26 protein-coding genes are annotated in these 24,295 nt (G+C 63.9%); 8 read left to right on the plus strand and 18 right to left on the minus strand.

Annotated features, from left to right (window positions below; all coding sequences use genetic code 11):
- Nucleotides 1-31: 31 nt before the first annotated feature.
- Entirely contained in the window at nucleotides 32-253 is a 222-nt protein-coding gene (locus M3484_RS15330) for a hypothetical protein (RefSeq protein ID WP_249497539.1), read from the minus strand.
- Between the two features lie 596 nt (nucleotides 254-849).
- Here M3484_RS15330 and M3484_RS15335 point away from each other — a divergent pair.
- Both M3484_RS15335 and M3484_RS15340 read left to right on the plus strand, forming a co-directional pair.
- Nucleotides 850-1,377, plus strand: coding sequence for a hypothetical protein (locus tag M3484_RS15335; RefSeq protein WP_249497540.1), 528 nt, complete (start codon nucleotides 850-852; stop codon nucleotides 1,375-1,377).
- A gap of 29 nt (nucleotides 1,378-1,406) precedes the next feature.
- Nucleotides 1,407-2,000, plus strand: a complete 594-nt coding sequence (locus M3484_RS15340) for a hypothetical protein (RefSeq protein WP_249497541.1) — start codon at nucleotides 1,407-1,409, stop codon at nucleotides 1,998-2,000.
- A gap of 201 nt (nucleotides 2,001-2,201) precedes the next feature.
- On the opposite strand, the gene M3484_RS15345 is transcribed toward M3484_RS15340, so the two are convergent.
- From M3484_RS15345 to M3484_RS15360, 4 genes are read right to left on the minus strand one after another with little or no spacing between them, the layout of a single operon-like run.
- A complete protein-coding gene (locus tag M3484_RS15345) occupies nucleotides 2,202-3,482 on the minus strand; it encodes an NAD(P)/FAD-dependent oxidoreductase (RefSeq protein ID WP_249497542.1) in 1,281 nt (426 codons plus the stop codon).
- A 50-nt stretch (nucleotides 3,483-3,532) separates the two neighbouring features.
- Complete coding sequence (locus M3484_RS15350; protein ID WP_249497543.1) at nucleotides 3,533-3,850, minus strand: hypothetical protein; 318 nt, start codon at nucleotides 3,848-3,850, stop codon at nucleotides 3,533-3,535.
- Nucleotides 3,847-6,324 carry a cytochrome c oxidase subunit I gene (gene ctaD, locus M3484_RS15355; protein WP_249497544.1) on the minus strand — a complete coding sequence of 826 codons (2,478 nt, stop codon included), beginning with the start codon at nucleotides 6,322-6,324 and terminating at the stop codon, nucleotides 3,847-3,849. The genes M3484_RS15350 and ctaD overlap by 4 nt, the downstream gene beginning before the upstream one ends.
- Nucleotides 6,321-7,019, minus strand: a complete 699-nt coding sequence (locus M3484_RS15360) for a cytochrome c oxidase subunit II (protein WP_249497545.1) — start codon at nucleotides 7,017-7,019, stop codon at nucleotides 6,321-6,323. The genes ctaD and M3484_RS15360 overlap by 4 nt, the downstream gene beginning before the upstream one ends.
- 48 nt (nucleotides 7,020-7,067) lie before the next feature.
- Between M3484_RS15360 and M3484_RS15365 the strand changes: the two genes are divergently transcribed.
- The gene (locus M3484_RS15365) at nucleotides 7,068-7,610 is read left to right on the plus strand and encodes a DUF2231 domain-containing protein (RefSeq protein WP_249497546.1); all 543 of its coding nucleotides are present in this window, start codon (nucleotides 7,068-7,070) and stop codon (nucleotides 7,608-7,610) included.
- Here the strand turns inward: M3484_RS15365 and M3484_RS15370 are convergent.
- The 3 genes from M3484_RS15370 to M3484_RS15380 form a co-directional block, all read right to left on the minus strand.
- The gene (locus M3484_RS15370) at nucleotides 7,571-8,053 is read right to left on the minus strand and encodes a CopD family protein (protein WP_249497547.1); all 483 of its coding nucleotides are present in this window, start codon (nucleotides 8,051-8,053) and stop codon (nucleotides 7,571-7,573) included. The two genes, M3484_RS15365 and M3484_RS15370, sit on opposite strands and share 40 nt — an antisense overlap.
- Nucleotides 8,050-8,784 carry a cytochrome c oxidase assembly protein gene (locus tag M3484_RS15375; protein ID WP_249497548.1) on the minus strand — a complete coding sequence of 245 codons (735 nt, stop codon included), beginning with the start codon at nucleotides 8,782-8,784 and terminating at the stop codon, nucleotides 8,050-8,052. Before M3484_RS15375 ends, M3484_RS15370 begins: the two co-directional genes overlap by 4 nt.
- A gap of 87 nt (nucleotides 8,785-8,871) precedes the next feature.
- Entirely contained in the window at nucleotides 8,872-9,429 is a 558-nt protein-coding gene (locus M3484_RS15380; RefSeq protein ID WP_249497549.1) for a hypothetical protein, read from the minus strand.
- 596 nt (nucleotides 9,430-10,025) lie between these two features.
- On the opposite strand from M3484_RS15380, the gene M3484_RS15385 reads away from it, so the two are divergent.
- Together M3484_RS15385 and M3484_RS15390 are read left to right on the plus strand one after the other, a co-directional pair.
- On the plus strand, nucleotides 10,026-10,805 hold the full coding sequence (locus tag M3484_RS15385; protein ID WP_249497550.1) for a peptidoglycan-binding domain-containing protein: 780 nt from the start codon (nucleotides 10,026-10,028) through the stop codon (nucleotides 10,803-10,805).
- Between the two features lie 51 nt (nucleotides 10,806-10,856).
- The gene (locus M3484_RS15390) at nucleotides 10,857-11,099 is read left to right on the plus strand and encodes a hypothetical protein (RefSeq protein WP_249497551.1); all 243 of its coding nucleotides are present in this window, start codon (nucleotides 10,857-10,859) and stop codon (nucleotides 11,097-11,099) included.
- 54 nt (nucleotides 11,100-11,153) lie between these two features.
- Here M3484_RS15390 and M3484_RS15395 read toward each other — a convergent pair whose 3' ends face one another.
- The 3 genes from M3484_RS15395 to otsB are packed head-to-tail and all read right to left on the minus strand — an operon-like array spanning nucleotide 11,154 to nucleotide 15,201.
- Nucleotides 11,154-12,590 (minus strand): alpha,alpha-trehalose-phosphate synthase (UDP-forming), encoded by a 1,437-nt coding sequence (locus tag M3484_RS15395; protein WP_249497552.1) that lies wholly within the window; start codon nucleotides 12,588-12,590, stop codon nucleotides 11,154-11,156.
- On the minus strand, nucleotides 12,587-14,419 hold the full coding sequence (locus M3484_RS15400) for a glycoside hydrolase family 15 protein (protein WP_249497553.1): 1,833 nt from the start codon (nucleotides 14,417-14,419) through the stop codon (nucleotides 12,587-12,589). Before M3484_RS15400 ends, M3484_RS15395 begins: the two co-directional genes overlap by 4 nt.
- 5 nt (nucleotides 14,420-14,424) lie before the next feature.
- Nucleotides 14,425-15,201, minus strand: coding sequence for a trehalose-phosphatase (gene otsB, locus M3484_RS15405; protein ID WP_249497554.1), 777 nt, complete (start codon nucleotides 15,199-15,201; stop codon nucleotides 14,425-14,427).
- A gap of 387 nt (nucleotides 15,202-15,588) precedes the next feature.
- On the opposite strand from otsB, the gene M3484_RS15410 reads away from it, so the two are divergent.
- Nucleotides 15,589-16,068, plus strand: coding sequence for a pyridoxamine 5'-phosphate oxidase family protein (locus M3484_RS15410; RefSeq protein ID WP_249497555.1), 480 nt, complete (start codon nucleotides 15,589-15,591; stop codon nucleotides 16,066-16,068).
- A gap of 671 nt (nucleotides 16,069-16,739) precedes the next feature.
- Complete coding sequence (locus tag M3484_RS15415; protein ID WP_249497556.1) at nucleotides 16,740-16,910, plus strand: hypothetical protein; 171 nt, start codon at nucleotides 16,740-16,742, stop codon at nucleotides 16,908-16,910.
- A 37-nt stretch (nucleotides 16,911-16,947) separates the two neighbouring features.
- On the opposite strand, the gene M3484_RS15420 is transcribed toward M3484_RS15415, so the two are convergent.
- The gene (locus M3484_RS15420; RefSeq protein ID WP_249497557.1) at nucleotides 16,948-17,685 is read right to left on the minus strand and encodes an SDR family oxidoreductase; all 738 of its coding nucleotides are present in this window, start codon (nucleotides 17,683-17,685) and stop codon (nucleotides 16,948-16,950) included.
- Nucleotides 17,686-17,846: 161 nt separating this feature from the next.
- On the opposite strand from M3484_RS15420, the gene M3484_RS15425 reads away from it, so the two are divergent.
- The gene (locus M3484_RS15425) at nucleotides 17,847-18,746 is read left to right on the plus strand and encodes a LysR family transcriptional regulator (RefSeq protein WP_249497558.1); all 900 of its coding nucleotides are present in this window, start codon (nucleotides 17,847-17,849) and stop codon (nucleotides 18,744-18,746) included.
- A 63-nt stretch (nucleotides 18,747-18,809) separates the two neighbouring features.
- Here M3484_RS15425 and M3484_RS15430 read toward each other — a convergent pair whose 3' ends face one another.
- From M3484_RS15430 to M3484_RS15455, 6 genes are all read right to left on the minus strand, one after another.
- On the minus strand, nucleotides 18,810-19,373 hold the full coding sequence (locus M3484_RS15430; protein WP_249497559.1) for an NAD(P)H oxidoreductase: 564 nt from the start codon (nucleotides 19,371-19,373) through the stop codon (nucleotides 18,810-18,812).
- A 66-nt stretch (nucleotides 19,374-19,439) separates the two neighbouring features.
- On the minus strand, nucleotides 19,440-20,486 hold the full coding sequence (locus tag M3484_RS15435) for an ABC transporter ATP-binding protein (RefSeq protein ID WP_249497560.1): 1,047 nt from the start codon (nucleotides 20,484-20,486) through the stop codon (nucleotides 19,440-19,442).
- Complete coding sequence (locus tag M3484_RS15440) at nucleotides 20,483-21,280, minus strand: ABC transporter permease (RefSeq protein WP_249497561.1); 798 nt, start codon at nucleotides 21,278-21,280, stop codon at nucleotides 20,483-20,485. Before M3484_RS15440 ends, M3484_RS15435 begins: the two co-directional genes overlap by 4 nt.
- Nucleotides 21,280-22,191, minus strand: coding sequence for an ABC transporter permease (locus M3484_RS15445; protein ID WP_249497562.1), 912 nt, complete (start codon nucleotides 22,189-22,191; stop codon nucleotides 21,280-21,282). Before M3484_RS15445 ends, M3484_RS15440 begins: the two co-directional genes overlap by 1 nt.
- A 22-nt stretch (nucleotides 22,192-22,213) precedes the next feature.
- On the minus strand, nucleotides 22,214-23,245 hold the full coding sequence (locus M3484_RS15450) for an ABC transporter substrate-binding protein (RefSeq protein ID WP_092904288.1): 1,032 nt from the start codon (nucleotides 23,243-23,245) through the stop codon (nucleotides 22,214-22,216).
- Between the two features lie 33 nt (nucleotides 23,246-23,278).
- A complete protein-coding gene (locus tag M3484_RS15455; protein WP_249497563.1) occupies nucleotides 23,279-24,283 on the minus strand; it encodes a membrane dipeptidase in 1,005 nt (334 codons plus the stop codon).
- Nucleotides 24,284-24,295: the final 12 nt, after the last annotated feature.

Here is a 24,295-nt window from a genome sequence, read left to right on the forward strand (position 1 = left end):
CGGCGACAATCCGCCGTTTTGCTCAGGTGGTTCAGGCGGTATCGTCTGTTGCCGCACCCTGACCGGAAGAGAGGTCCGCTGCACGCTGGTCAAGCGCCCTGCCGACTTCGGCAGCAAGCGCATTCAGCCGATCCGGAACCGGTTGAGCCATAACCGCTGACAGCAGTTCCTGACGTGCGGCCCGTATCGGGTCTTCCTCTTCGGAAATCCGCTCCGGATCGGAGCCAGGGAACGGAATTACAGAGTTACTCATCGTCACAATCCAGCATGCAAGCCTCGACAGTCAGTTTACCCGGTTCCACCATTTATAACAGCCTGAATAAAGCATCTGCCTGACCTCTGTGGGACCATTGCGATACAACCGAGAGACCCCTCGGGCGGTAAAGCTACCAGATACCGCGTCGGCGGCCGTGGAATTGCGGTCACAGTGCTTTCTGCCGCCTCTTCGCGGTGAGAGCTCTCACGCTGACCTCAGCCGTGACATTGCCAGCCTCAACCCGAATGTGAGGACAGTGGCAGCGAGATCGTCAGGCCCCGCCAGCCTGTCGCATCGGCCCTCAAAGGTCCGGAGATCCCGACAGGCATATTTCCTCACCCCGTTTTCCCCGCCATTTCCCATCTCATCTGCTCCTCGCAATGCGGATGCGCCTCCCGCCCCGCGATCAAAGTCAGGCTGATCAAACCGGGAATGTCGCCGGATTGTTCCACAGAACTGGCGGGGAACAGCATGGGCGCGGGATGCCGCAACCGGGAACATTCTTTGCGGTGAGGGGTTCATGCAGCCACCTGGTCGCAGCGGTTCCGGCAGTTCCGGACCCCGCAAAGTGGCCGCACACCGAGGAGGACGAAATGAAACGCCAAGCTTATGCAGTCCTGATCATCGCCGCGCTGGCGGCACCATCCGCCATGATGGCACAGGAAGAAATTCCCGGAATGCCGGATATCTCTCCGGATCAGCAGGAACAGACCACGCAGGGCCTCGCGACTGCTGACTGCGAAGAGCAGCATCGCCTTTTTGATATCAATGGGGACGGCTTTATCAGCCAGTCGGAATCCGAACGTGACTTCGCCCGCGCCGGGATTGACGGCGTGACAATCGGACCCGATGGGCTGACCCGTGACCAGTTTCTGGCCATCTGCGCAGCGGACAGCTGGTCGCAACATACGCCCGAAGCCGGCGCCCCGCTGGAAGGTGCGAACAGTTTCACCGAAGAACAGGCAAGGCAGCGCGCGATCGCCTGGAATGTCACCGATGTCTCGGCGCTTGCCCTCGACGACCAGGGTATCTGGCGCGGCACTGGCAAGGTCGGCACTGACGCGGTCGCGGTGGCCATCGACTACAGGGGCAATGTCGTCACCACGCCTGCTGCTCAATAACACAGTAATCCGACAGAAGGAGCTATAAAATGGCTGTTCTCACAAGAGTTTATGAAGATATCAACACGGCAGAGCGTGCCCGGGCGAGCCTTGACTCGCTTGGCTGGAGCGATGTCGAGGTCTCGGTCCTGGGCAATGATCGGGTGCGTGAGCACTACGGGTCGGTCGACGCCGCCCCCAGGGACTTGTCGGGGACCGCAACCGGCGCGGGGATTGGTGCCGTTGCGGGTGGAGGTGCCGGATTGCTGGCCGGCCTCGGGATGCTCGCCATTCCAGGCATCGGCCCGCTGGTTGCCGCGGGCTGGCTTGCGGCGACAGCCGTGGGTGCGGCTGGTGGCGCGGCCGTCGGGGGCACGATTGGCGCACTGGCGGATATCGGCATCAGTGAGGCCGATGCCCCGGTCTTTCACGAGGCAATGCAGCGCGGCAATGTCGCCCTGACCGTCCGCTTCCCCGAAGAGCGCCGCGCAGAAGTGACCGCAGCGCTTGCCAAGGTCCCCGAGGTCGGCATCGGCGATCTGCGCTCGCGTTTCGAGGTCGGGGGCTGGCGCTATGATGAGGCCGAGGCCGAGCGCCAGGCGCGTCTGCGGGAACATGATCCGTCGCGCTTTCCGCCTCTGTAACCGGTCCCGCCGTTTCCCGCACCCTTGTGACAAGGGTGCGGGTCTTTTTGCCATTGCGGTTTGTGCCGGGTGTCCAGGTCTAACCAATCCGATATTGCCCTGCGGCGGCGGTTCTGACCGGGCCGCATTTTGCGGCGCTCTGTGCCGTCTGCTTTTCAGCCGCGCTTTCTTGCAGGAATGGCCCCATCAGATGCGAAACTATCAGTCGATGGCAGGCTCATCGCCGGGTTTCGGATGTGCGATCAGGCGGCCGCTGTTCTGGCCGCGCAGATAGGTCCAGAGCCAGTTCCAGGCCACAGATGCCCGGCTGCGGGTGCCGATCAGAAAGAAGATATGGGCGATCCCCCAGATCCACCACGCCAAGGCCCCCTTAAGGCTCAGCCGCCCGATCTTCACGACAGCGGCGCGTTTCCCGATGGTCGCGAGATCTCCCTGGTGGCGATAGTGGAATGGTGCGGGATTTACCTCGCCCTTCAGCCTTGCCCGGATGATGCCGGCGACATGGCTGCCCTGCTGCTTTGCCGCGGGCGCGATGCCCGGCACCGGATCGCCATTTTCCTGCACCACCGCTGCGGTGTCACCGATCACAAAGATCTCGGGGCGGCCCGCGACTGTCAGATCCGACTGCACCCGCACGCGCCCCGCTTTATCCCCCTCCACCCCCAGCCAGTCTGCCGCAGGCGATGCGGCAACACCCGCCGCCCAGATCAGGGTGCGGCAGGGCAGGAATTCATCCCCGATCTGAACGCCGTCTTCGGTGCAATCTGTGACCGGGGTGCCAAAGCGCAGGTCTACCCCCCGCCGCTCCAGCGCCCGGGCGGCATAGGCAGAGAGATCCTCGGGAAAGGAGGGGAGAATGCGCTTGCTCGCCTCGATCAGCAGGACGCGCGTCTGGCTGGTGTCAATATTGCGAAACTCACCCCGGATCATGTTGCGGGCGAGGTCGGCCAGCATTCCCGCCAATTCGACCCCGGTCGGGCCACCACCGATGACGCCAAAGGTCAGCAGCGCCTCGCGCTGCGCGGGATCGGGTTCGGTCTCGGCCCGTTCAAAGGCCAGGAGGATGCGGTTGCGGATCCGGGTCGCATCTTCGATCGTCTTCAGCCCGGGCGCATTCGGCTCCCATTCGGGATGGCCGAAATAGGCATGCGTCGCCCCGGTGGCGATGACCAGCATGTCATAGCTGATCTGCGCCCCGTCATCGGTGATCACCTGGCGCCGGTCGGGATCGATGCCGCGCACCCGTGCCATCAGGGTTGTCACATCCGGCCGGTGCTCCATCAGGCTTCGGATCGGCCAGGCGATTTCGGATGGGGCAAGGATGGTGGTCGCCACCTGATAGAGCAGCGGCTGAAAAAGGTGGTGGTTGCGCTGGTCGATCAGGGTGATGCGCAGGCCGGCGCCTTTCAGTGCCTGCACGGTTTGCAGCCCGGCAAAACCGGCGCCGATGACGACGAGGTGAGGCGGTTGCTGGCTTGTCATGGGCGGGGTGATCTCCTTTTGAGGGCAGGGGCCGGTGGTGTCTGGCCGCGTTATGGCCCGGTGCCGCAGGTCGTCAGTCCGAGGACCGGGAAGAGGGTGAGTAATGTTGCCATCAGACCGATCCAGCCGCCGGCGCGGATCAGGCGGTCGGGAATGTCGCTGCCGCGCGGGGAGCACCAGAGGATCACACCCGCCGCCGCGACGCATATCAGCCAAAGCGATATCAGCGTGAAATGATGCAGATCGCCGACAGGGGCAGGGCGCCCGGGCCAGCCACGCGCGCAGCCGACCCCATGCGCTGCGTAGATTGCGCAAAAGGCTATGGCCCAAAGGGTCGGGCCAAACAGGGCGCGCAGGGGCCAGCTCATACGACTATCTCCTGCCCGGTGATCAGAAGCATGAGGATCAGCGTGGTCGCAAGCGTGAAATCCTGCCAGGCGCGCCAGATCGGCCAGGCCGAAAGGCGGGCCGGCGCGATCCTGCCATCCCGGCGTTGTGTGAGACACAACCCGGCAAAAAGCGCGGAAACCGCGCAATGCAGCGCGACATAGCCAAGCCCGGCCGCGCGCAGTGCATCGCGGGCGTGACGCGTCGGATCATCAAGCTGCAATGCCAGACCGCCGGTTACCCCAAGCCCCAGCAGCAAAAGCGGCAAGGCGATAGGCGCCCCGGCTGCAAGGCGGAAACGCGCCAGCCCGGAGGCCGCAATCAGGATCAGGATCAGCACGGCAGTCAGCGCTGCAGTGAGAGGGGTCACGATGCCAGAGGGCGGTGCGGGCCAGCCAGGGGCAATGACCGAGAGGAACCCGACGGCGAAGAGAAAGCAGGTAAAGAAAGTGCCATTCGCGATCAGGAGACAGGTGAGCCCGGTCCGCGCCAGCCCGTCGGGGATCATGGCGTTGACGGGGAGACTCAGCCCCGGCGCGAGACTGATCAGCGCCTCATTCCGGGGGCTGCCCATGAAACGGTGCCACTGCCAGATGATTGCCGCGATGGCCACAAGACCAAGAGGCGCCAAAAGATAGAGCCCGAACAGCATCGTCAGGACAAAACCACCGATCACGGCTGCGGTCAAAATCGGCAGCGCGGAATTCCCCGGCAGTACAGCGATATGACGCGGCGCGCCGCTGATCGCATCGACGACCAGCGTCTCGCGCCGCGCGCGGGGTGCTCCGGGCAGCAGCCCTTCGCCGCGCGCCAGCTGCAAAGCGCTCTGGCCGGGCAGCGGCAGCGAGGCGATGTTGTAGCTGAGGGCGGGCATCGGCATCGCCCATTCAAGTGTTCCGGCCGTCCAGGGATCGCGCCGTGCCTTCGTGCCGAACAGCGTCTGCAACACCAGATCCAGCGCGAAAAGCGCAAAGCCCGCCGCCATCACAAAGCCGAAGAAGGAACTGACGAGATTGGGCCAGATCCATTCCGGGTTGTCGGGATAGACATCGATCCGGCGCGGCATTCCCAGCAGACCTGTCAGATGCATGATGAAGAACGTGCCGTGAAAGCCGATCAGGATCAGCCAGAAAGCCGCAGGCCCCAGACCACGCACCGCCGCGCGCCCGGTGAAAAGTGGCATCCAGTAGACCGCCGCCGCCATCATCGGGAAAACGAACCCGCCGATCAGCACATAATGCAGATGGGCGGTGACGAAAGCCGTGTCATGCGCCTGCCAGTTGAAGGGCACGATCGCCAGCATCACGCCGGTCAGCCCGCCCATCACAAAGGTCGAGAAAAACCCCATCAGATGCAGCATCGGCAGCCGCATCTGCGGTCTTCCCTGCCACATCGTGCCGATCCAGGCGAAGATCTGCACTGCGGTCGGCACCGCCACCAGCGCCGAGGCCGCCGAGAAGAACGCCAGCGCCATATGCGGAATGCCCACGGTGAACATGTGATGCACCCAGAGGCCAAAGGAGAGGAAGACCAGCCCCAGCACGGCAGCAACGATGGCGCCGTATCCCATGATCCTGGTGCGGCACATCACCGGCAGGATGGTCGAGATTGCGCCGGCGGCGGGGAGGAAGATGATATAGACCTCCGGATGCCCGAAAAGCCAGAAGAGGTGCTGCCAGAGCAAAGGGTCACCGCCGCGCGTCACATCGAAGAACGGCCAGTCAAAGGCGCGCTCAATCTCAAGCAGCACCGAGCCGAGGATCAGCGGCGGAAAGCCCACCAGCATCATTGCGCTGGTCCCCAGCATATACCAGGCGAAGAGCGGCATTTCCGTGAGCTTCATCCCCGGCGCGCGCATTCTGAGGATAGTGACCGTGATCTCAACCGCTGCGGCCAGCGCCGAGATTTCGACAAAGGTCACCCCCAGCAGCCAGACATCGGCATTGATCCCCGGGCTGTAGGTCTTTGACGACAAAGGCGTATACATGAACCAGCCGCCATCCGGCGCGACACCCGCGACCAGCGCGGAAAGAATGATAAGCCCGCCGAAGAGATAGCACCACCAGCCAAGCGCCGAGAGGCGCGGGAAAGCTAGGTCGCGTGACCCGAGCATTTTGGGCAGCAGATACATCCCCAGCCCTTCCAGCATCGGAATGGCAAAGAGGAACATCATCAGGCTGCCATGCATGGTGAAGAACTGGTTATAAAGCGCTGTGTCGAGAAACGCGCCGCCGGGCGTTGCCAGCTGCGCCCGGATCAGCATGGCGAGACAGCCTGCAATGGCAAAAAACACGAAAGAGGCCAGCATGAACCGCAGCCCCAGCTCGCTGTGGTTGACCGAGGTCAGGACGCCGCGCAGACCTGCCGGGCGACCCCAGATGTGGTCAAGCTGGCGGTGCAGGTGCAAGGCGCGCTGCGGCGGGTTGGCGGCAAGGCCCGGGGGGAGTTCGGTCATGGGGTGCTCTCCTGGTGGGCGGCAGGCTCTGCCTGATCCACCGGGCCGGTAGTGCCTGAAAGATCACTGAAATCGGGCGGGCTGGCCGGATCATAGGCCAGCACTTCAAACCGCATCCCGGCATAGCCGATGCCCGAGAATTCGGCGGAGGTTCCGTGGTAGAGGCCGGGGGCTGAGGCCTCGATCCGCAGAAGATTGTCGCGGCCGGGCAGGGCGTCCATCTTGCCCGCCAGCTGGGGCACCCAGAAGGCGTGGATCACGTCGTCCGAGCGGATCACGACATCAATCGGCGTTCCGGCGGGGATGTAAAGGCGACCCTCGGTCCCGATCATCGCCCCATCCGGGCCGGGCTGGTTAAAGCGCCAGCTCCATTGTCGCGCTATGGCTTCGACACGGACAACATCCGCACTGGGGCGGGCCTGGATCCGCTCGCCCACCCAGATGCCTGCGCTGACCACCGCGATCAGAACGGCAAAGCTGAAGCCAAGCCCCATCCCCCTGATCCAGAAGCTTTCTGCGGGCGGGCGGATGCCCTGGCGCGCAAAGCCGCGCCAGACCAGCACCAGCACCAGAAGCGTGATCAGCGTGGCGCCCGTGAGCATCGCCCACCAGAGGGCCGCGATATCAGCGGCCGCAGGCCCCTGGGGGGAAAGGGTCGAGAGCGGCCCGCCACATCCGGCCAGCGCCGGAACCATCAGCGCCGCCGCTGGTTTTCCAACAGCCGCAGAGGAGGACAGACGCAGATGACCCAGGCCAGACGACCCCGCCGCAGGCTCCGCGACCCGATCCATGAACATCGGAGCTTTCACCGCACCGAGTCGAAGATCGCCGTCGCGGGCCATCCGATCCATGCCATGCTGGTGGCCTTCCCCATCGCGCTTTGCGTCAGCACGCTGGGCGCAGATGCGCTTTACTGGTGGACGGGGGATCTCTTCTGGCCGCGCGCGGCGCTCTGGGCGGCAGGGGTTGGTTTCGGGATGGGTATCCTTGCCGGACTGGCGGGCACTGCCGAATTGCTGCTGGTGCCGGGTATCCGTATCCGCGCCGCCAGCTGGACACATTTCATCCTCGCGGTGATGCTCCTGTCGGTGCTCGGCGCGAATTGGGGGATGCGGCTTGCAGACCCCGTGGGCGCGTTGCTGCCCTGGGGTTTTCTTGCATCGCTGCTTGCGACCGGGATGACTGCGATGACCGGCTGGCATGGCGGCAAGCTCGTGTTCGACTATGGGCTGGGAACGCAGAGCGATCATGATGCGCCCCCTCCTCCGCGTGGTGCGAGGAACTGATCCGGGATCAACCCTCTGAGCGGCGTGAGGTCTGGCTTGCCGAGAACCAGCGCCAGCACAATCGCGATCAGCGGCAGAACCAGCAGCAGCCCTGCGAGCGGCGCGGCCTGCCAGTGGCTGCGCTTCTCTTCGCCCGAGCGCTGGATGAGGTGGCCGAACCAGACATGCACCAGCACCATTGCGGCCACGAAAGCCAGTTTCACCAGCAGCCATGGCGCGAAAACCTGCGCGGCAAAGATCAGCGCGGTGCCTGCAATGATGGTCACCAGAGCGGCAGGCGTTGCGAAGGCGATATAGCCGATATGGGTGACAAGCCGGAAATGCGCATATTGGCGCTGGTTCCGGGCGCGGCCATGGGTTTTCATCAGCAGCGGCAGCGCGATCAGGCTCGCGCACCAGCAGGTGAGTCCTGCGACATGCAGGAATTTCAGCGCGGCAATCATGCGGCCTGCCCCACGCGCCAGGCGCGTCTGAACATGACGGCGGCGACCAGTGCCAGCGGCAGCAGCCCCGGCACCCACATGATCAGCCCGGCAGTTTGCTGATCGGCAAGCGGCTCGATCCCCCAGGCAAGTGGTGCCGCCATATGTTCCGTATAAAGCAGCCGGTTCGAGAAGGTCAGCACCGCCCCGATCAGCCCCATTACCCCCGCAAGCGCGCCGGTCAGCGCCGCATTGACCAGAACCGCGCCCGCGTCGCGATCCGCCGGAAAAAAGGCAGAGGACCAGAAGGCCCAGGCGGGCAGCAACAGGGCGAATTGAAGCAGCCAGTATATCCCGGCGCTGTCCCAAGCCGCGCTGTAGACCGCAGGAATATGCCAGAGAACCAATGCGCCACCGGTCAGGAAAAACGCGACCGGCGCGCGCAGCCAGCGCAGGGGCAGGCAAAGCGCGAGCATCGGCGCGGCAAGGCTCACGAGTAACAGATGATGGAGGGATCTGGCGCTGAAAAGGGCAGTGGTCATGGCGCAAAGCGGCGAGACGAACGCAATGACAAGAGCGCCCCATGCCATCAGAAAGACGCCCCGGCCCTGAGCGCGGAAAAGGCCGAAGATCAGGGCCGCCAGCAATGCCGTCAGAAGACCCGGGTGAAAATTCCAGCTGCTCAGCAGCGCGGCCGGGTCTGGCGCAGGGCCGCACCAGGGAACCGGGTCTGGCAGTCCTGTTCTGTCCATGAAAGCGTTCTCCTGAAATATCTCTGTGGCGGCGCGGCAATGTAATTCGCAATCCGGCAGATGGTTTTCCCCTCGCGCCCGGAACGGTCAGTGATGCGGGGTTCCGGTCTGATGCGCGCGGCGTAAATCGGGCAGCGAATGGGCATCGGTCTGCGCCAGCGCCGCTTCTACCTCGCCCCGGCAAGCCTCCGGGAAGCGCACGGCGACAGCGACGCCGCCTCGCCGGAACGTCTCGGTGTAGAGATCCGCATCCTCTTCCTGGATGCCAAGATCGACCAGCGCCCCGAAAGAGGCCCCGGCCAGCGCGCCACCCGCCGCGCCCGTCAGTGCAGTGACCAGCCACCCGCCGGCGGCGACCGGGCCAAGGCCGGGGATGGCGATAAACCCAAGCCCTGCGAGAAGGCCCGCACTGCCACCCACCGCCGCGCCGAGCGCCCCACCCGCCGCTGTTGCAGGGGCGGGTTCGGGGATCCGGGTCTTTTCGCCCGTGACCGGATCTCGTTCGATCCGCATATCGCGATACTCTCTGAGGGCATCCCCGCCAAGGATCGACGGCTCGACCGAGGGCAAAGCCAGCGCCTCGATCTGCTCAACGGCGCGCATTGCGGCGGCGTGATCCTGGTAAAGCCGGGTCATTACGGGCATGTCATTCTCCCCCTTCCGGACAGGTGGTCTGCTGGCGGCCCGCCCTTGCCTGTCCAGGCGACAAAGGCGGCGCATGAGGGGAAGAAACCTTTTGGACTGCGATTTGTTCCGAAGTGATCCCGCCCCGCGCGGTACTGCCCCACTTTTTAAGCTCCGCCGCACCCGGGAGGCGAAAAAGCGCTGCATGACAGATCGAGACGGAACAGAGCCTGCGGCAGCGGGTTTGCTTCCTGTGCCGGACACCATTCCGGCCTCACATCAGACGGAGGATTTACGATGCCACATGGAGGCGAAGATCCCGATCTGCCGGTCACACCGGCCCCGCCCGCAGGCCCGGATGTACCGCAGGATCCGGCCGATACGCCGGTGCAGGACCCGAGACCGGGCCGCCGCGGCCCGGATATCCCGCAACTCCCCGATGTCGGAGATCCGATTCCGGCGCCAGATCGGCCCGAGGGACCGGTCGCCTCCTCTCAGGACAGCGGGGCAGGCGCCTTGCAGGCCCGGTCCGCCACCGCCGCATCAGGGCCTTTCGCGTGCTGAGGCGCTCTTGTGCCATGACAGGGCGCACAGCGCCTGACCAAAGGAGGAACATTATGAGGAAGTCAGTCTCTGCTCTTGCGATTTTCGTCTGTCTCGGGGCGCAGTCTCCGGCACAGGCGCAGGGGGATCTCGAAGGTATCATTTCGGGCGTTGCACAGGGCCTGCTGGTGCAGGAGCTTGACCGCCAGGCCGGCGCCGAGGCGCGGCAGGCCGGAACGCTGAACGGCTGGCGTGCCTATCTGCAACGCTTCCCGAATGGCCTTTCCCGTGCCGAAGCGGAACGCGAAATCGCGCGGCTTGGCGGCGTGGTCCGCCCTGTTGACCCGAAGCCCCTGCCCGCACCTGCGCCTTCCGACAGTGCCAGCAATGCAGAAGCAGCGCTCGCGCTGAGCCGCGATCAGCGGCGCCAGATCCAGAGCCAGCTGACCTCGCTTGGCTATGACGCCGGGGTGGCGGATGGTCTCTGGGGGAGCAAGACCCGCGACGCCATACGGCGCTGGCAGACGGCAAACGGCGTGGCCGCCAGCGGTTATGTGACCGACCGCCAGGTCCGCCAGCTTCGCGAACAGGCCGGAACGGTATCGCCGCCGGAAAACACTGTCGCCATGGATGACCGGGCCGAGGAGCGCCTCCTCGGGCTGACGGTCCCGGAACGCCGCGACCTTCAGCGCCGCCTGACGGCGCTTGGTTATAACACGCGGGGCACCGATGGTGTTCTGGGTCAGAACAGCCGCAATGCCATCGCGACCTGGCAGCGCGACGAAGGGCTGCGGGCCAGCGGCTATATCACCGCCGACCAGCTGCGCGAACTGCGCCGGCAGAGCGGCGGGTGAAACCGGCATCCTTTGTGGGGTGCCCTGAACCTGATATGAAAGGAGAAGAGGATGTTTCCCTGGCTGCGCCTTCTGCTCGTCCATCTCTGGGCGGCCTGCATCGCCGGAGCGGTGGTGATCGCGGGCCTCGCACTTGGTTATTATGATGCGGCGACCTTTGTCATCGCGGCCCTGGCCGGGCTGCTGCTTGGCGTTCCGGCAGGCCTTCTGAACTGGATCTGGCTGCGCCCGAACCGGTCACGCGAGATCGGCTGGACCTGGCCTGTCGCAGGTTTTATCCGCCGCGCGACATAAGGGTCTGCTCCCCTAGCGCGGCTGTGACGGGCCTGTCGGTAACTGGCATCCGGGTCAGACAACAGTCTGACCCGGCGCGCGGCGGCCGGCTTCGGTGCCAGAGGCAAGGGCCGGGCGGGCATCCCCGAGCTGTGCCATATAGTTCCGGCACCAGGCAAAGACATCATGCTCTGCCAGAACCGCCGTCATGGCGGCGTAGCGCGCCTTGCGCTCGTCGCGGGTCATCGTAACCGCCTGCGCAATGGCGCGCGTAATGGTTTCTTCGTCATAAGGGTTCACCAGCAGCGCGCCGTCCCGCAATTCGGCTGCGGCCCCGGCGAAGCGGGACAGGATGAGGGTGCCCGGATCCTCGGGATCCTGGGCCGCGACATATTCCTTGGCCACCAGATTCATGCCGTCGCGCAGTGGCGTGACCAGCCCGATCCTGGCGATCCGGTAAAGCCCCGCCAGCGTCTGCTGGCCGAAGGCGCGGTTCACATAGCGCACCGGCATCCAGTCAAGCCGGCTGTGCATGCCATTGATCTGCCCGGCCAGCCCGGCCACTTCCTGGCGCAATGTGTCATATTGCGCGACGCCTTCGCGCGTCTGGGGTGTGACCTGCAGATAGGTCACCCGGCCCAGCCATTCAGGACTGGATTCAAGAAAGCGCCCGAAGGCGTGCATGCGCTGCGGCAGGCCCTTGGTATAATCAAGCCGGTCGACCCCCATGATCAGCATCCGCCCCTCCAGCGAGGCGCGGAATTTGCGCATCGCGACATTGCGCACGGCATTCGCGGCGGTGCGGCCAAAGGCTGCCGCATCGATGCTGATCGGGAAGGCACCGACCCTGAACCGGCGGCCCTCGGCAAGATGGGTGCCATCCTCTCCCGGCACCGGCTTTGCCACTCCGCTGCGACTGAGGCAAAGGCTGAAATTCCCGGCATCCGGTGCGGTCTGAAAGCCCAGGAGATCATAGGAGGTCATCGCCCGCAGCAATGTCTCGCCCACCGGGAGCGTGAGGAAAACATCCGGCGCGGGCCAGGGGATATGCATGAAAAACCCGATCCGGTTCGTGATGCCCAGCTTTCGCAGCTCGGCCGCAAGCGGGATCAGGTGGTAATCATGGATCCAGATCAGATCGCCTTTGCGGATCAGAGGCGCGAGGCGCCCGGCAAAGTGCCGGTTGACGCGAAAATACCCCTCGGCGTCGCGACGGCTGTAATCCGTAAGGTCGATCCGGTAATGGCACAAAGGCCAGAGCACGCTGTTCGCGAGACCGTTGTAGTATTCCGACAGATCGCGCTCTGACAAATCGCTCAGCGCATAGGTGATCTGGCCTTCCTCAAAAAGCTTCAGCGCTCCGGGATCCTCCTCGCCGGAGGATTGCCCCGACCAGCCCATCCAGACCCCTCCGCGTTCCTGCAGTGCGGCCCGGACGGCCACCGCAAGCCCGCCCTGTGGCGGGCGGTCGGGCGCGGGCACCCGGTTCGAGACGACGATCAGGCGGCTCACAGCACATCCTCCCAGGGGCGCGACAGCGCCATCGCGGCATTGATCAGCCCGACCATGGAATAGGTCTGCGGGAAATTGCCCCAAAGCTCGCCGCTTTCGACATGGACGCCCTCTGACAGAAGGCCGAGATGGTTCCGCCGCGCCAGCACATCGGCAAAGATCTCGCGCGCCTCGTCTTTGCGCCCGGTGCGCACCAGCGCGTCGATCAGCCAGAAGGTGCAGGCGGTAAAGGCGGTCTCGGGCGCGCCGAAATCATCGGGGCGGCGGTAACGGTAAAGGTGGTTTCCGAACCGCAGATCCGCCTCGCAGGCGGCAACAGTGGCCAGAAAGCGCGGGTCATCGGCGGCGATAAAGCCGGTCTGCGCCATCAGAAGCAGGCTCGCATCCACCTCATCTCCGCCGAACGCGGCCACGAAGCAGCCGCGATCAGCGTTCCAGCCGAGGCGGAAGATCGCCTCCCTGATCTGCGACGCGCTGGCGGACCAGCGCGCAGCCTCGGGCGCGAGGCCCAGCTTACCGGCGATCCGCGCCAGACGGTCGCAGGCCGCCCAGCACATCAGCGCGGAATGGGTATGGACCTCTTCGCGGGTGCGGAACTCCCACAGCCCCGCATCGGGCTGATCCCAGCAGGCCTCGGCCTCGGCCCCCAGCTTTTCCAGCCGGCGGAACAGGGCCTCATCGCCCATATCGGGCAGGCGTTCGTCAAAGAAACACTGGATTGCCGCCAGGATGACGGAACCGTAGCCGTCATTCTGCACCTGGGCGAAAGCCGCATTGCCACGCCGGACCGGGCCGAAACCGCGATAGCCCGGCAGGGCTGCGACGATATGCTCGTCCACCACCCGCTCCAGCCCGAGGCCGAACAGCGGCTGCATATAGCCGCTGTCAGACCCCGCCGCGAGGTTTGACACATAGCTGAGGTAGTTTTCCATTGTCCTGGTGGCGTTGAGACTGTTCAGCGCCTGGACAGTGAAATAGCTGTCGCGGAGCCAGCAGAAGCGGTAATCCCAGGTCCGTCCGCTGGCGCCATATTCCGGGATCGAGGTGGTCAGGGCTGCGACGATCGCGCCGGTTTCCTCATTCGAGCAAAGCTTCAGCGTGATTGCCGCGCGGATCACCACATCCTGGAAATCGGCGGGCAGCGCCAGGCTGCGGACCCAGTTCCGCCAGTAATCCGTGGTCTCTTGCAGGAAATGGCGCGCCACGACCATCGGATGATCCGTCAGGCTCTCATCCGGCCCGAGGATAAAAGCCTGCGGATGTTCCAGCAGGAAAGGGGTCTCCGCCAGGATGTAATCGACCGGCGCATCGGTGGTCAGGCGCAGCACTTCCGGCCCGAGGATATAGCGGATATGGCTGGTGCCACGTGTGCGTACCGGGGTATCCGCGCCATAGTCTGACCGCGGCCGCAGCGAGACCGTCAGCCTGGGCGTGCCGCGCAGCGGCTCGACAATGCGCAGAACCGAATAACCGCGAAACATGCGGCCGTTGCGCATGAAACGCGGCGCAAAATCGAGGATCCGCGCCTCATTGCCGTGTTCATCGGTCAGGATCGTTTCGAGGATGGCGGTGTTGCGCAGATAACGCTGGCGGCTATCGGTCTGGCGGTCCAGCCGGATACGCCAGGCACCGTCCTGCACGCCTGTTGCATCCCCCGCAACGCCACCCAGCAGCCCGCAGAAGACCGGGTCGCCATCCATGCGCGGAACGCACATCCAGTCCAGCCCGCCGTCCCGGTCGATCAGGGCGGCAAGGCTGGCATTGCCGATCACGGCGCGATCAAGTCCCGCATCAGAGCGGGCGCGGGTGGCAGTTTTGCGATCTGTCATAAAGCTCAGTCTCCTGCGCCGGTCAGTCCGGCGAGCTGACGTAACCAGGCCCGGAAGGCGGCCGGGCTGGCAATTCGTGCGGTGGCAGCGCTCGGGCTGTCCTGTGCTCCGATGCGGATTGTGATCCCCCCGAGGGCATTGGCCGCCCCGAACATGGCCTCGTCTGTGAGGTCATCGCCGGCGGCCAGGGGACGGCGGCTGTTAAACGGGGGCGATGCCATAAGGTTCCGGAGCGCGGCCCCCTTATCGGCACCGGCGGGGCAGAGTTCGATGACGCATTTCCCCTCCCGCAACCGGTAAAGGGGCCCCGCTATACGCGCGGCCTCTGCCATGATCCGTTCTGCCGCTTCGCGCAGTTCAGGGGCCTGTCGGTAATGCAGGGCGAAGGCCGCGCCCTTATCCTCGGTCAGCAACCCGATGTCTCGGGCCGCATTTTGCATCCCTGAGAAGGCCGCCAGAAATGATTGGGTTTCCCGTGCCGGCGCGGCAATCGCGGCAATCCCTGTCCCAATCGCTGTGGAGGGGCGCAGCTCGGCCCCATGCAGTCCGGCCACCGTGAAACGATGCGCGGGGAACAGGGCATCGACAAAAGCCACCTGACGACCCGTCACCAAAGCCAATGCACCTTCCGTCCGGCGCTCCAGCTGCCGCAGCAACGCGCCCAGCCCCGGTTCTGCCGCCACCTGATCCGGCGTTGCTGCCAGATCGAGCAGGGTTCCATCCAGATCCAGGAAGAGCGCAACCTTGCCGGGATCTGGCAGAGCCGGCCCGTTCTCGGTCACCCAAGAAGGTGTCCGGGGCGATGCTGAGACCGGCGGTTCTGAAATGCCCTGGCCTTCCGGCGGGGCTTCCGGTGACGCTTCCTGTCGATTTTTCGCAACCATATCAGGAATAGTGGGCAAATCGCGTCCGGGTTGCAAACAGGGGGCGCGGATCTTCGCCTGGCGATGTATCTGCCGACGAGGCTGGGCACATGTTCAACACGCGGTGCAGGGCCAGCCTGTCGACTGTTTCGCGCGCCCTGGGTGTCATTCCCGGCCATCTGCGCCACTGCGCGCCTCTGACGGCATAAACCTGCTTATCGCGCGAATGTTGCATATCAGGGCCGGAGGGGCGGGAACAGATCCGTCCTTCGCCGGTTCAGACCCCGACAGCAACAGGAGGACGTTATGTCGACAGCCGCTGAACTGGAGACCAGACTCTGGACCGCCCTGCGCTCGGACCGTGTGCTTATGCTGGGCCTTGCGGGCAAGGATGATGGCCATACCCGGCCGATGACCGCAATCCTTGAGAACGAGGATCGGGGCCCGATCTGGTTTTTCACCAGCACCGACAATGAGATCGTGACCTCAGGCGGCGGGCGCGCAGTGGCGGCCCTTGTCTCAAAAGGCCATGATCTCTTTGCGACGATTCATGGCAAAGTGACCATCGACACTGATCCGCTGGTGGTTGATCGCCTCTGGAACAGCATGATTGCAGCCTGGTTCGACGGCAAGGATGACCCGAACCTGCGCCTCCTGCGTCTGGATCCGGAAGGTGCGCAGATCTGGGAGAACGCCTCCTCGATCGTCGCGGGCTTCAGAGCGCTGTTCGGCGCCGACCCAAAGGAAGATTACAAGAGCAAAGTGGCCGCAGTCCCGTTGCGCTGATGTGGTGAGATGCAAGCGGCGCCGGAACCCGGATGGCCCCTGAAGACGTGAACCAAAGCCGGTAAGCTAATGGCAGATGTGAATGTTCGGGCCTGGCAGGCCGGGCGCGCCTTCTGCACCCCGCCGAACCATCTTCGGGACAAGCGCCGCGCCCCTTCCTGCGGTATCGGACATTATGCCCTGTGACCTATACTAAACGTATATGCATCCTGGCATTCCTTCACGTTTGTTACGCTTCTGCAAATTAACCTCTCATGACAATCCTCGTGCGGGCCTGCCTGCGACAGGCGATGGTCTCCACCATCGCAACGGCCGCGAAACCGACGAAGCTGCGGTCGATCCTGGTCGCCATGACCTGGAGATTCAGATTGCGGCCCGCTCGCAGGGCGAAGAAGCGGAACTTGAGGATCAGTTCTGATAAAGTGGCATCCGGCCTGACAGAGGTTACAGGCCTTGCTGAACAACCGCCCTGCTCGGCATAAGAACCAGTGGAAAAAGCGGCATGGGACCACGCCGACACCCCATATCTTTCAAACGCAGTTCGGCCGGTTGCCGGGTCGGATCGATCTGCAGGACAGCGTCGAAAGCGAGTTCTGCTGCCTGACGCCTGCGAGAGCTTTCGGGCTGCCGGTGACAGTCGCCACTATCGCCTCGACAAGATCCCGGGACCGGTGTCCCGGGCAAGGGCGGTCGCCATTATCGAGAAGGTCCGCAGCCGCTTTCTCCAGGCCCTGGACGAGGCGGCGCGTCAATTGCCCCGGGGGCTTCCCGCCGCCCTTGTCGAAAGCGTTTCCGCCGCCGCACTATCGCGCAGCCGCAGCCTTCTGACGCTCGGGGCGTAAGCGACCGGCTACGCGGCAGGGTCCGGGATGGGCCCTGTCAGATCATGCCGCCATTGGCGCGCAGCACCTGGCCGTTGACCCAGCCGCCATCCGGGCCGACGAGGAAGGCAACCACCGCCGCGATGTCTTCGGGGCTGCCGAGCCGTTCGAGCGGGTTCATCTTTGCCAGATGCCCGACAAGCTCGGGCGTTTTGCCATCGAGGAACAGTGCGGTCGCGGTCGGCCCGGGCGCGACCGCATTGACGGTGATCGAACGGCCCCGCAATTCCTTGGCCAGAATGCCGGTCAGCGTGTCGACTGCGGCCTTGGTGGCGGCATAAATGCCGTAGGTTTCGAGTTTCAGCCCCACCACGCTGGTCGAGAAATTGACGATGCGCCCCCCGTCGCGCAGGCGTTTCGCCGCCTCGCGCAGGGTGTGGATCGTGCCCTTCAGATTGATGTCGATCTGGCTGTCGATCAGCGCATCTTCGCTCTGGCCGATCGGGGCCAGCTTCATGATTCCGGCATTATTAACGAGTACATCAACACCCCCGAAGGTGGCCTCGACAGTGTCGAACATACGGGTGACGGCCCGGGCATCACTGACATCGGCCTGGGCGGTGAGGGCCCTGCCGCCCGCCATTTCGATGGCGGCTGCAAGCTCTTCGGCCGGCCCGACCGAGCCTGCGTAATTGATGACGACGCTGTAGCCGTCGGCGGCAAGGCGACGGGCGATGGCCGCGCCGATGCCGCGAGACGCGCCGGTGACAAGGGCGACCTTATTGCTGTCAGTCATTTCATTTCTCCTGTGTTCAGCGCCGATGCGCCGGATTGCAGGGAATATGCGCCTTTCCATGATGCGGATAATTACTTATGTTCTGGCATCACTATTCCATTGATACGAACAAAAGCGGGCCGGGTTTCGCAGCTCCCGGCCTGAGAAACAGAGCAGAGACCATGGACCGACTGGATGCGATGCGGCTCTTCACGCGGGTCGTCGAAAGACGGAGCTTCACCCAGGCGGCCTTTGATCTCGACATTCCACGCTCTACCGCGACCCAGGTGATCCGGCATATGGAAGACCGGCTCGGGACGCGGCTCCTTCAGCGCACGACGCGCAGTGTGCGGCCGACCCTCGACGGGGAGGCATATTACCGGCGCTGTATTACCATCCTTGCCGATGTCGAGAATGCCGAAGGGGCTTTTGCCGGTGCCACGCCAGCGGGGCCGCTGCGTGTGGATGTGCATGGCACATTGGCGCGCCATTTCATTCTGCCCGCCCTGCCGCAGTTTCTGGAGCGCTATCCCGGGATCGCGCTTTACATGAGCGAGGGCGACCGGCTGGCAGATCTTGTGCGCGAGGGGATCGATTGTGTGCTGCGTGTTGGTCAGCCGCAGGACAGTGAAATGATCGTGCGCCGACTTGCCAGCCTGGCAGAGGTTACCCTTGCCTCACCGGATTATCTTGCCAGGTCCGGCAATCCCGCTGATCTCGACGCGCTTGGCACCGGCCATCGCATGGTCGGATTTCATTCGACGGCCACCGGAAGGGTGCTGCCGCTGGAATTCTCGATTGGTGGCAAGGTGCGTGAAATGATCCTGCCGACAACGCTTACCGTCAATGCGGCCGAAAGCTATGTCGACGCCGCGAGGCTGGGCCTCGGACTGATCCAGGTGCCGCGTTACCATGCGCAGGCCGCAATGGATGCGGGCGAGCTGGTCGAAGTGCTGCCGGCCAACTTGCCGCCGCCCATGCCGGTTTCGCTTCTTTATCCCAGCAACCGACAGCTGTCGCCCCGGGTGCGATTGTTCATCGACTGGGCGGCGCAGCAGTTCGCCAGCGGTCCGCGCATTTAACAGCGTGCAGGCCGCCCGCGCCACGCATCTGCCAAACGCGCCGGAACCTTATCGGTATGGGCTTCAGAACGTCCGGCCGAGCATCGCTGCCCGGTCCAGCAGGCCGGAGCGACCGCTTTCTGACCCTGTACTGCCATGCAGAAGCTCCAGAGAAGCATCCTCTATGCCGCAATAATTGAGGACGCCCTGCACCAGCTGTGTCTGCATGGCACTGTCATAGCTGCGCTTCGCATATTGCCCGGCATCGGCTGAGGCGAGGCCGATCAGCAGGGCCTTGCTATGCGTCAGTTTGCGCGCGCCATAGGCCCAGTCACGGTTCCAGACCCGGTCGATCCAGCCCTTGCTTGTGGCCGGCAGCGACCACCACCAGACCGGAAACACAAAGGCGAGCGCGTCGTTTCTCGTGACGCGCGCCTGTTCGGCCAGAACGGCGGGGCTGTAGATTTTGCCGGGCGCATCACGATCAGGCTCATCTTCCACGCCCAGGCGCGGATCAAAGCCTTCTGCGCGCAGATCGGCAATTTCCGCCCGGTGCCCTGCCTCCTTCAGTCCGGCGACAAAGCGGTCCAGAACCGCGCCGCAGAACGAATTCCGGCGCGGGTGATCGAAAACGACCAGGACGTTCAAATCGGGCCTCCATACTCTTGTGATGCGTCATCTGACCCTGCCGGTTCCGGCAGTGGCCCTGACAGCTCAGGGCAGAATCCAGGGCTGCCGCAGGATGCGGAGTGACACCAGTTCTCCCGGACGCAGATCCGGGGACAGGTCGGGCGCCTGCCTCACCAGAATCTGGGCCCCGGATGCGAGGCGGACCAGAATTTCCACGACCGGCCCCAGGAACGCGATGTCGGCAATTGTGCCGGGCAGAGCAGCTGATCCGGGCTCGCGGCGGAGAACGGTGAAATCCTCGGGCCGGAACAGGGCCGCGCCTTTGTCGGGCTGAAGACCCGGCGTTCCGGCGGAATCCGCACCCGGAAAGGCGTCGACGGGGCGGCTTTCGGCGAACATCTCTGCCGGCAGAAGGTTCGAATGCCCGACAAAGCCCGCGACAAAGGCGGTGCCTGGCTTCTGGTAGATCTCTCCTGGCGTGGCGAACTGTTCGACAGTGCCATTGTGAAAGACCGCGATGCGATCAGAAAGCCGCATCGCCTCTTCCTGATCATGGGTGACGTAAAGGATCGTCGCGCCGGTGCTGTCATGGATCCGTCTGATCTCGCGCTGCAGATCCAGTTTCAGGCTCTGATCCAGCGCGGCCAGCGGTTCATCCATCAGAAGCATCTCCGGCTCGTAGGCAAGCGCGCGCGCAAGGGCGACCCTTTGCTGCTGCCCGCCCGAGAGGGAATCCGGCCTGCGTCCCGCAAACTCCTCAAGCCGCACAAGCGCCAGCATCTCCTCGAGCCGCCGCTTTTGCCGCTGCCGGTCCCATTTGCGCATCTTCATCGGGAAGGCGATGTTTTCGGCCACGGTCAGATGCGGGATCAGGGTGTATCTCTGAAAGACCATGCCGATATTGCGCAGGTTCGGCGCCACCGGCAGCAGCGAGTCACCGGCAAGCCGGATATCCCCGGTGCTGGGTGTTTCAAGCCCTGCGATCATATAGAGCAGCGTCGATTTGCCCGAACCGGACGGGCCCAGAAAGGTGACGAATTCGCCGCGTCCGATCTCCAGGCTGACATCGCGCACGGCGATGCTTTGGCCAAAAGATTTGCTGAGCGCGTCGATTGAAAGCCAGGCTGTCATCTGCCCCTCCGCGTAAGGATTGCCGCGATCAGCAGCAGGATCAGTGAAAAGGCCAGCACCATCGTAGAGGCCACCGCGATCACCGGAGTCAGATCCTGGCGCAGGGTGGTCCAGAGCTTGACCGGCAAGGTTTGCAGGTTGGGCCCCGCCATGAAGATCGAGATGACGATCTCGTCCCAGGAAATCAGGAAGGCGAAGATCACCGCTGTGATGATGCTGAGACGAATGGCAGGAAAGGTCACATGCAGCCGCGCCCGCCAGCGGCTGGCGCCGCACAGGACGGCGGCAGCCTCAAGCGCGGGGTCAAAGCTGTTCAGCCCGTTCACAAGGATGATCACCGTGAAGGGCAGAGCCACGATGGCATGGGACAGCACAAAGCCGATGAATGTGTCATTCAGCCCGACCCGCAGCGCGAGGGAATAGATCCCGACGGCCAGAACGACCACCGGCAGCACCATCGGCATCAGCAGCAGCATATGCAGCCACCAGGCCCCGCGCAGCCTGCCGCGGCTCATTGCAAGTGCTGCGCCCAGCCCGAAGACCACCGCAATCACCGCCGCCGCAAGGCCCACCCGCAGGCTGGCACCGAGGGCCGCAAACCAGCCGGGATCGGCAAAAAACGCCTCATACCATTTCAGCGTCCATCCCGGCGGCGGGAAGATCAGCCAGCGGGACGATCCGAAGGACAAAAGCACGATGAATACGACCGGCAGCAGCAGGAATGCGGCCACCAGCAGGCCGACCCCGATCAGCACCCAGCGGATGGCACCGAGATGACGGAAATCCAGTAACATCAGCGGCCTCCCTTTGCTGAACGCAGCGGGTCGAACAGCCGCAGTTGCAGGGCATAGGCCGCAAGCGTGATGGCAAAGAGGATAAAGGCCGCCGCCGCACCCAGTCCCCAGCGTAGCAGGGATTGCACCAGATGCACGATCAGCTCGGCCAGCATCATGGTTGAACTGCCACCCAGCATGACGGGCGTGATGAAATAGCCCAGCGACATGACAAAGACCATCAGGGCGCCTGCCGCGATCCCCGGCGCGCAGGCCGGCAGGAAGACATGCAAGAAGCACTGCCATCGGTTTGCGCCGCAAAGCGCGGCGGCCCGCAACAGGCCCGGCTCGATCGCGCGCATCGTGCTGAGCAGGGGAAAGATCACGAAAGGCAGCAGGATATAGGTCATCCCGATCACGACCCCGGTCATATTGTTGACAAGGCTCAGCGGCTCCGAAATGAGGCCAAGCCCTTTCAGCATCCGGTTGATCACCCCATTGGACTGCAACAGGATCAGCCAGGCAAAGCTGCGCGTCAGCAGGCTGGTCCACATCGAAATGAAGATCAGCCCCAGCAGCGCCATACCCCAGAACCGGTTCGACACCGCGATCAGCCAGGCGACGGGAAAGCCGATCAGCACTGTCACCACGGTCACCACCGATGCGATGGTGAATGTGTTGAGCAAAACCGTGCGATAGGCCCCGGATTGCAGCAATTCGGCATAATTCCCGAGCCCGGCTTCGGGCTCGAGAATGCTTCTGGCCAGCAGCAGCGCAACCGGCAGGATGAAGAAAAACAGAACCAGAAGCAGCGCCGGACCCGCAAGGGTCGCGGTCGCTCCCTCAAGCCTAGCGCGCAGCCCCGCGCTCCGGCTCCGTGGGGCAGGGCCGGTCAGCAGCACGGATCGGGTCTTGTCAGGGCCTGTCTGCATCTGTTTTTCCCCTCATGACGGATCAGCCCGCCTGCCACTCATACCAGCGCGCGCTGATTGCGTCGCGATTTGCGGCCCACCAGGCGATGTCCAGCGGCACATTCTGTGCTGCATGTTCGCTGGGCTGATAGGGCAGGATCTCTGCCGCCAGCTCAGGAATCGCGCCGGGATTGGTCGGGCCATAGGCCGAGAGATTGGCCATACGGGCCTGGCCTTCTGCGCTGCCCGCATAGGCAAGGAAACGCATCGCCGCCTCTTTGTTCGGCGTGCCTTTGGGCACGACCAGCACATCGGCCGCGACAAGGTTCTGATCCCAGGAAATACCGATATCCAGCCCGTCCTGGATCAGCGACCAGAGGCGCCCGCTCCAGAGCATCCCGATCCTGGTCTCGCCCGAGGCGACCAGCTGCTGCGATTCCGCGCCACTGCTGTACCAGACGATCTGCGATTTGATCTGGTCAAGTTTTTTGAACGCGCGGTCCAGATCGAGGGGATAGAGATCCTCGGGCTTCACGCCATCTGCCAGCAGCGGCACCTCCAGAAGGCCCGGTCCGACCCATTTGTAATAAGCGCGTTTGCCCGGGAATTTCTCGAGATCGAAAAGATCCGCCCAGCCTGCGGGATCGGCGTCAAAGCTGCCTTTGACAAAGCCGAGCACATGGGTCGAGACATAGCTGCCAATAGTGTAATCGGTCACGAAGCGCGGATCATGGGAATCGCGGTCAATGATCGAGAAATCCAGCTTCTCCAGCAGGCCCGCATTGCCGGCATAGACGCCGAAGTCATGCTCGACATCGACCACGTCCCAGGTGACGTTGCCGGCCTCGACCATCGCCTGCAGCTTGCCGTAATCCGAGGGGCCACCCGGGGCGACTTTGATCCCGGTCGCCTCGGTGAAGGGGCCGATCCATGCCTCTTCCTGGGCGGCCTGGGTGGTGCCGCCCCAGCTGATGAAATTGACCACTTTCCCATCGGCCAGGGCACTGCGTGCGCCGATCAGGGCCAGCGCGGTGCCCGAGCCGAGAGCGGCGAGGAGAGAACGTCGGTTTAACATGGGTTTCTGTCCTGTTTTCGGTATGAGGGGAAATCAGCCGAGGATCCGGCGATAGTAATCCAGCCAGTTCTGGCCGAGGAAATCGTCGATCTGCTCCTCGGTCCATTTGCGGCGCGCAAGTTCATCTGCAAGGCGCGGCAGGTCGGCGGGCGTGCGCATCCATTCCGGCCAGACCGGCGGCACCACCGGCGCCCAGTCATAGGTCGAGCGACCGGTGCGGACCTGGCGGATATAAGACAGCGGACGACGCCAGACGAAATCAGTGCCAAGCCCCAGCGATTTGTGGCCCACCACAGAGGCTGCGTGTTCCACCATATCGACGAAGGTCTCCAGCTTGCAGTCGATCCCGCCGGGAAGCATCGCAGGGAACAGCACCATCCCGAACATGCCGCCGGTTTCGGCCAGCTTCTTCAGCACATCATCGGATTTCAGCCGGTGGGTCAGCTCGAATTTATGGCCGTATTTCGTGCCGAAGCTGGACGGGTTGGAATGGGTGACGGCGATCGGCTGGCTCGAATGCTCGATACTGTCCAGCGTGGTGCGCAACCCGCAATGCGACACGTCAACGATCATGCCGAGGCGGTTCATCTCGGAAATGATCTTCTTGCCGTAAAGCGACAGCCCGCTGTCATTTGGCTCAAGACAGCCCGAACCCGCAAGACCCTGATGATTATAGCTCATCTGCAGGCAGCGGATGCCCAGATCATAGAAGATCTCGACAAGCGCCAGGTCATCTTCCAGCGGCAGGGTGTTCTGGAATCCGAGGATGACGGCGGTGCGGCCGCTTTCGGCGATCCGGGTGATGTCATCGGCGGTCCGGGCCTGCTCGATCAGATCGGGATGGTGCCGGAAGGCACGCCGCCAGCGCGACAGGGCGGACAGCGCGTCACGTGTGTTGTCGAAGGTATAGTTCATGCAGGTGGTGTGAACACAGGACAATCCGCCCCGGTTCCATTCCTGGAAAACCTCGACATCGCATTCATCGGCCTGCAATCCGTCGATCAGGATGCGGCGTTTCGGAGGGGTGAGTTCGGACATGGTTGCCTCGTC

This window comes from Pseudomonas sp. GX19020, from assembly GCF_023371075.1.
In the GTDB taxonomy this organism is placed as follows: domain Bacteria; phylum Pseudomonadota; class Alphaproteobacteria; order Rhodobacterales; family Rhodobacteraceae; genus Pseudogemmobacter.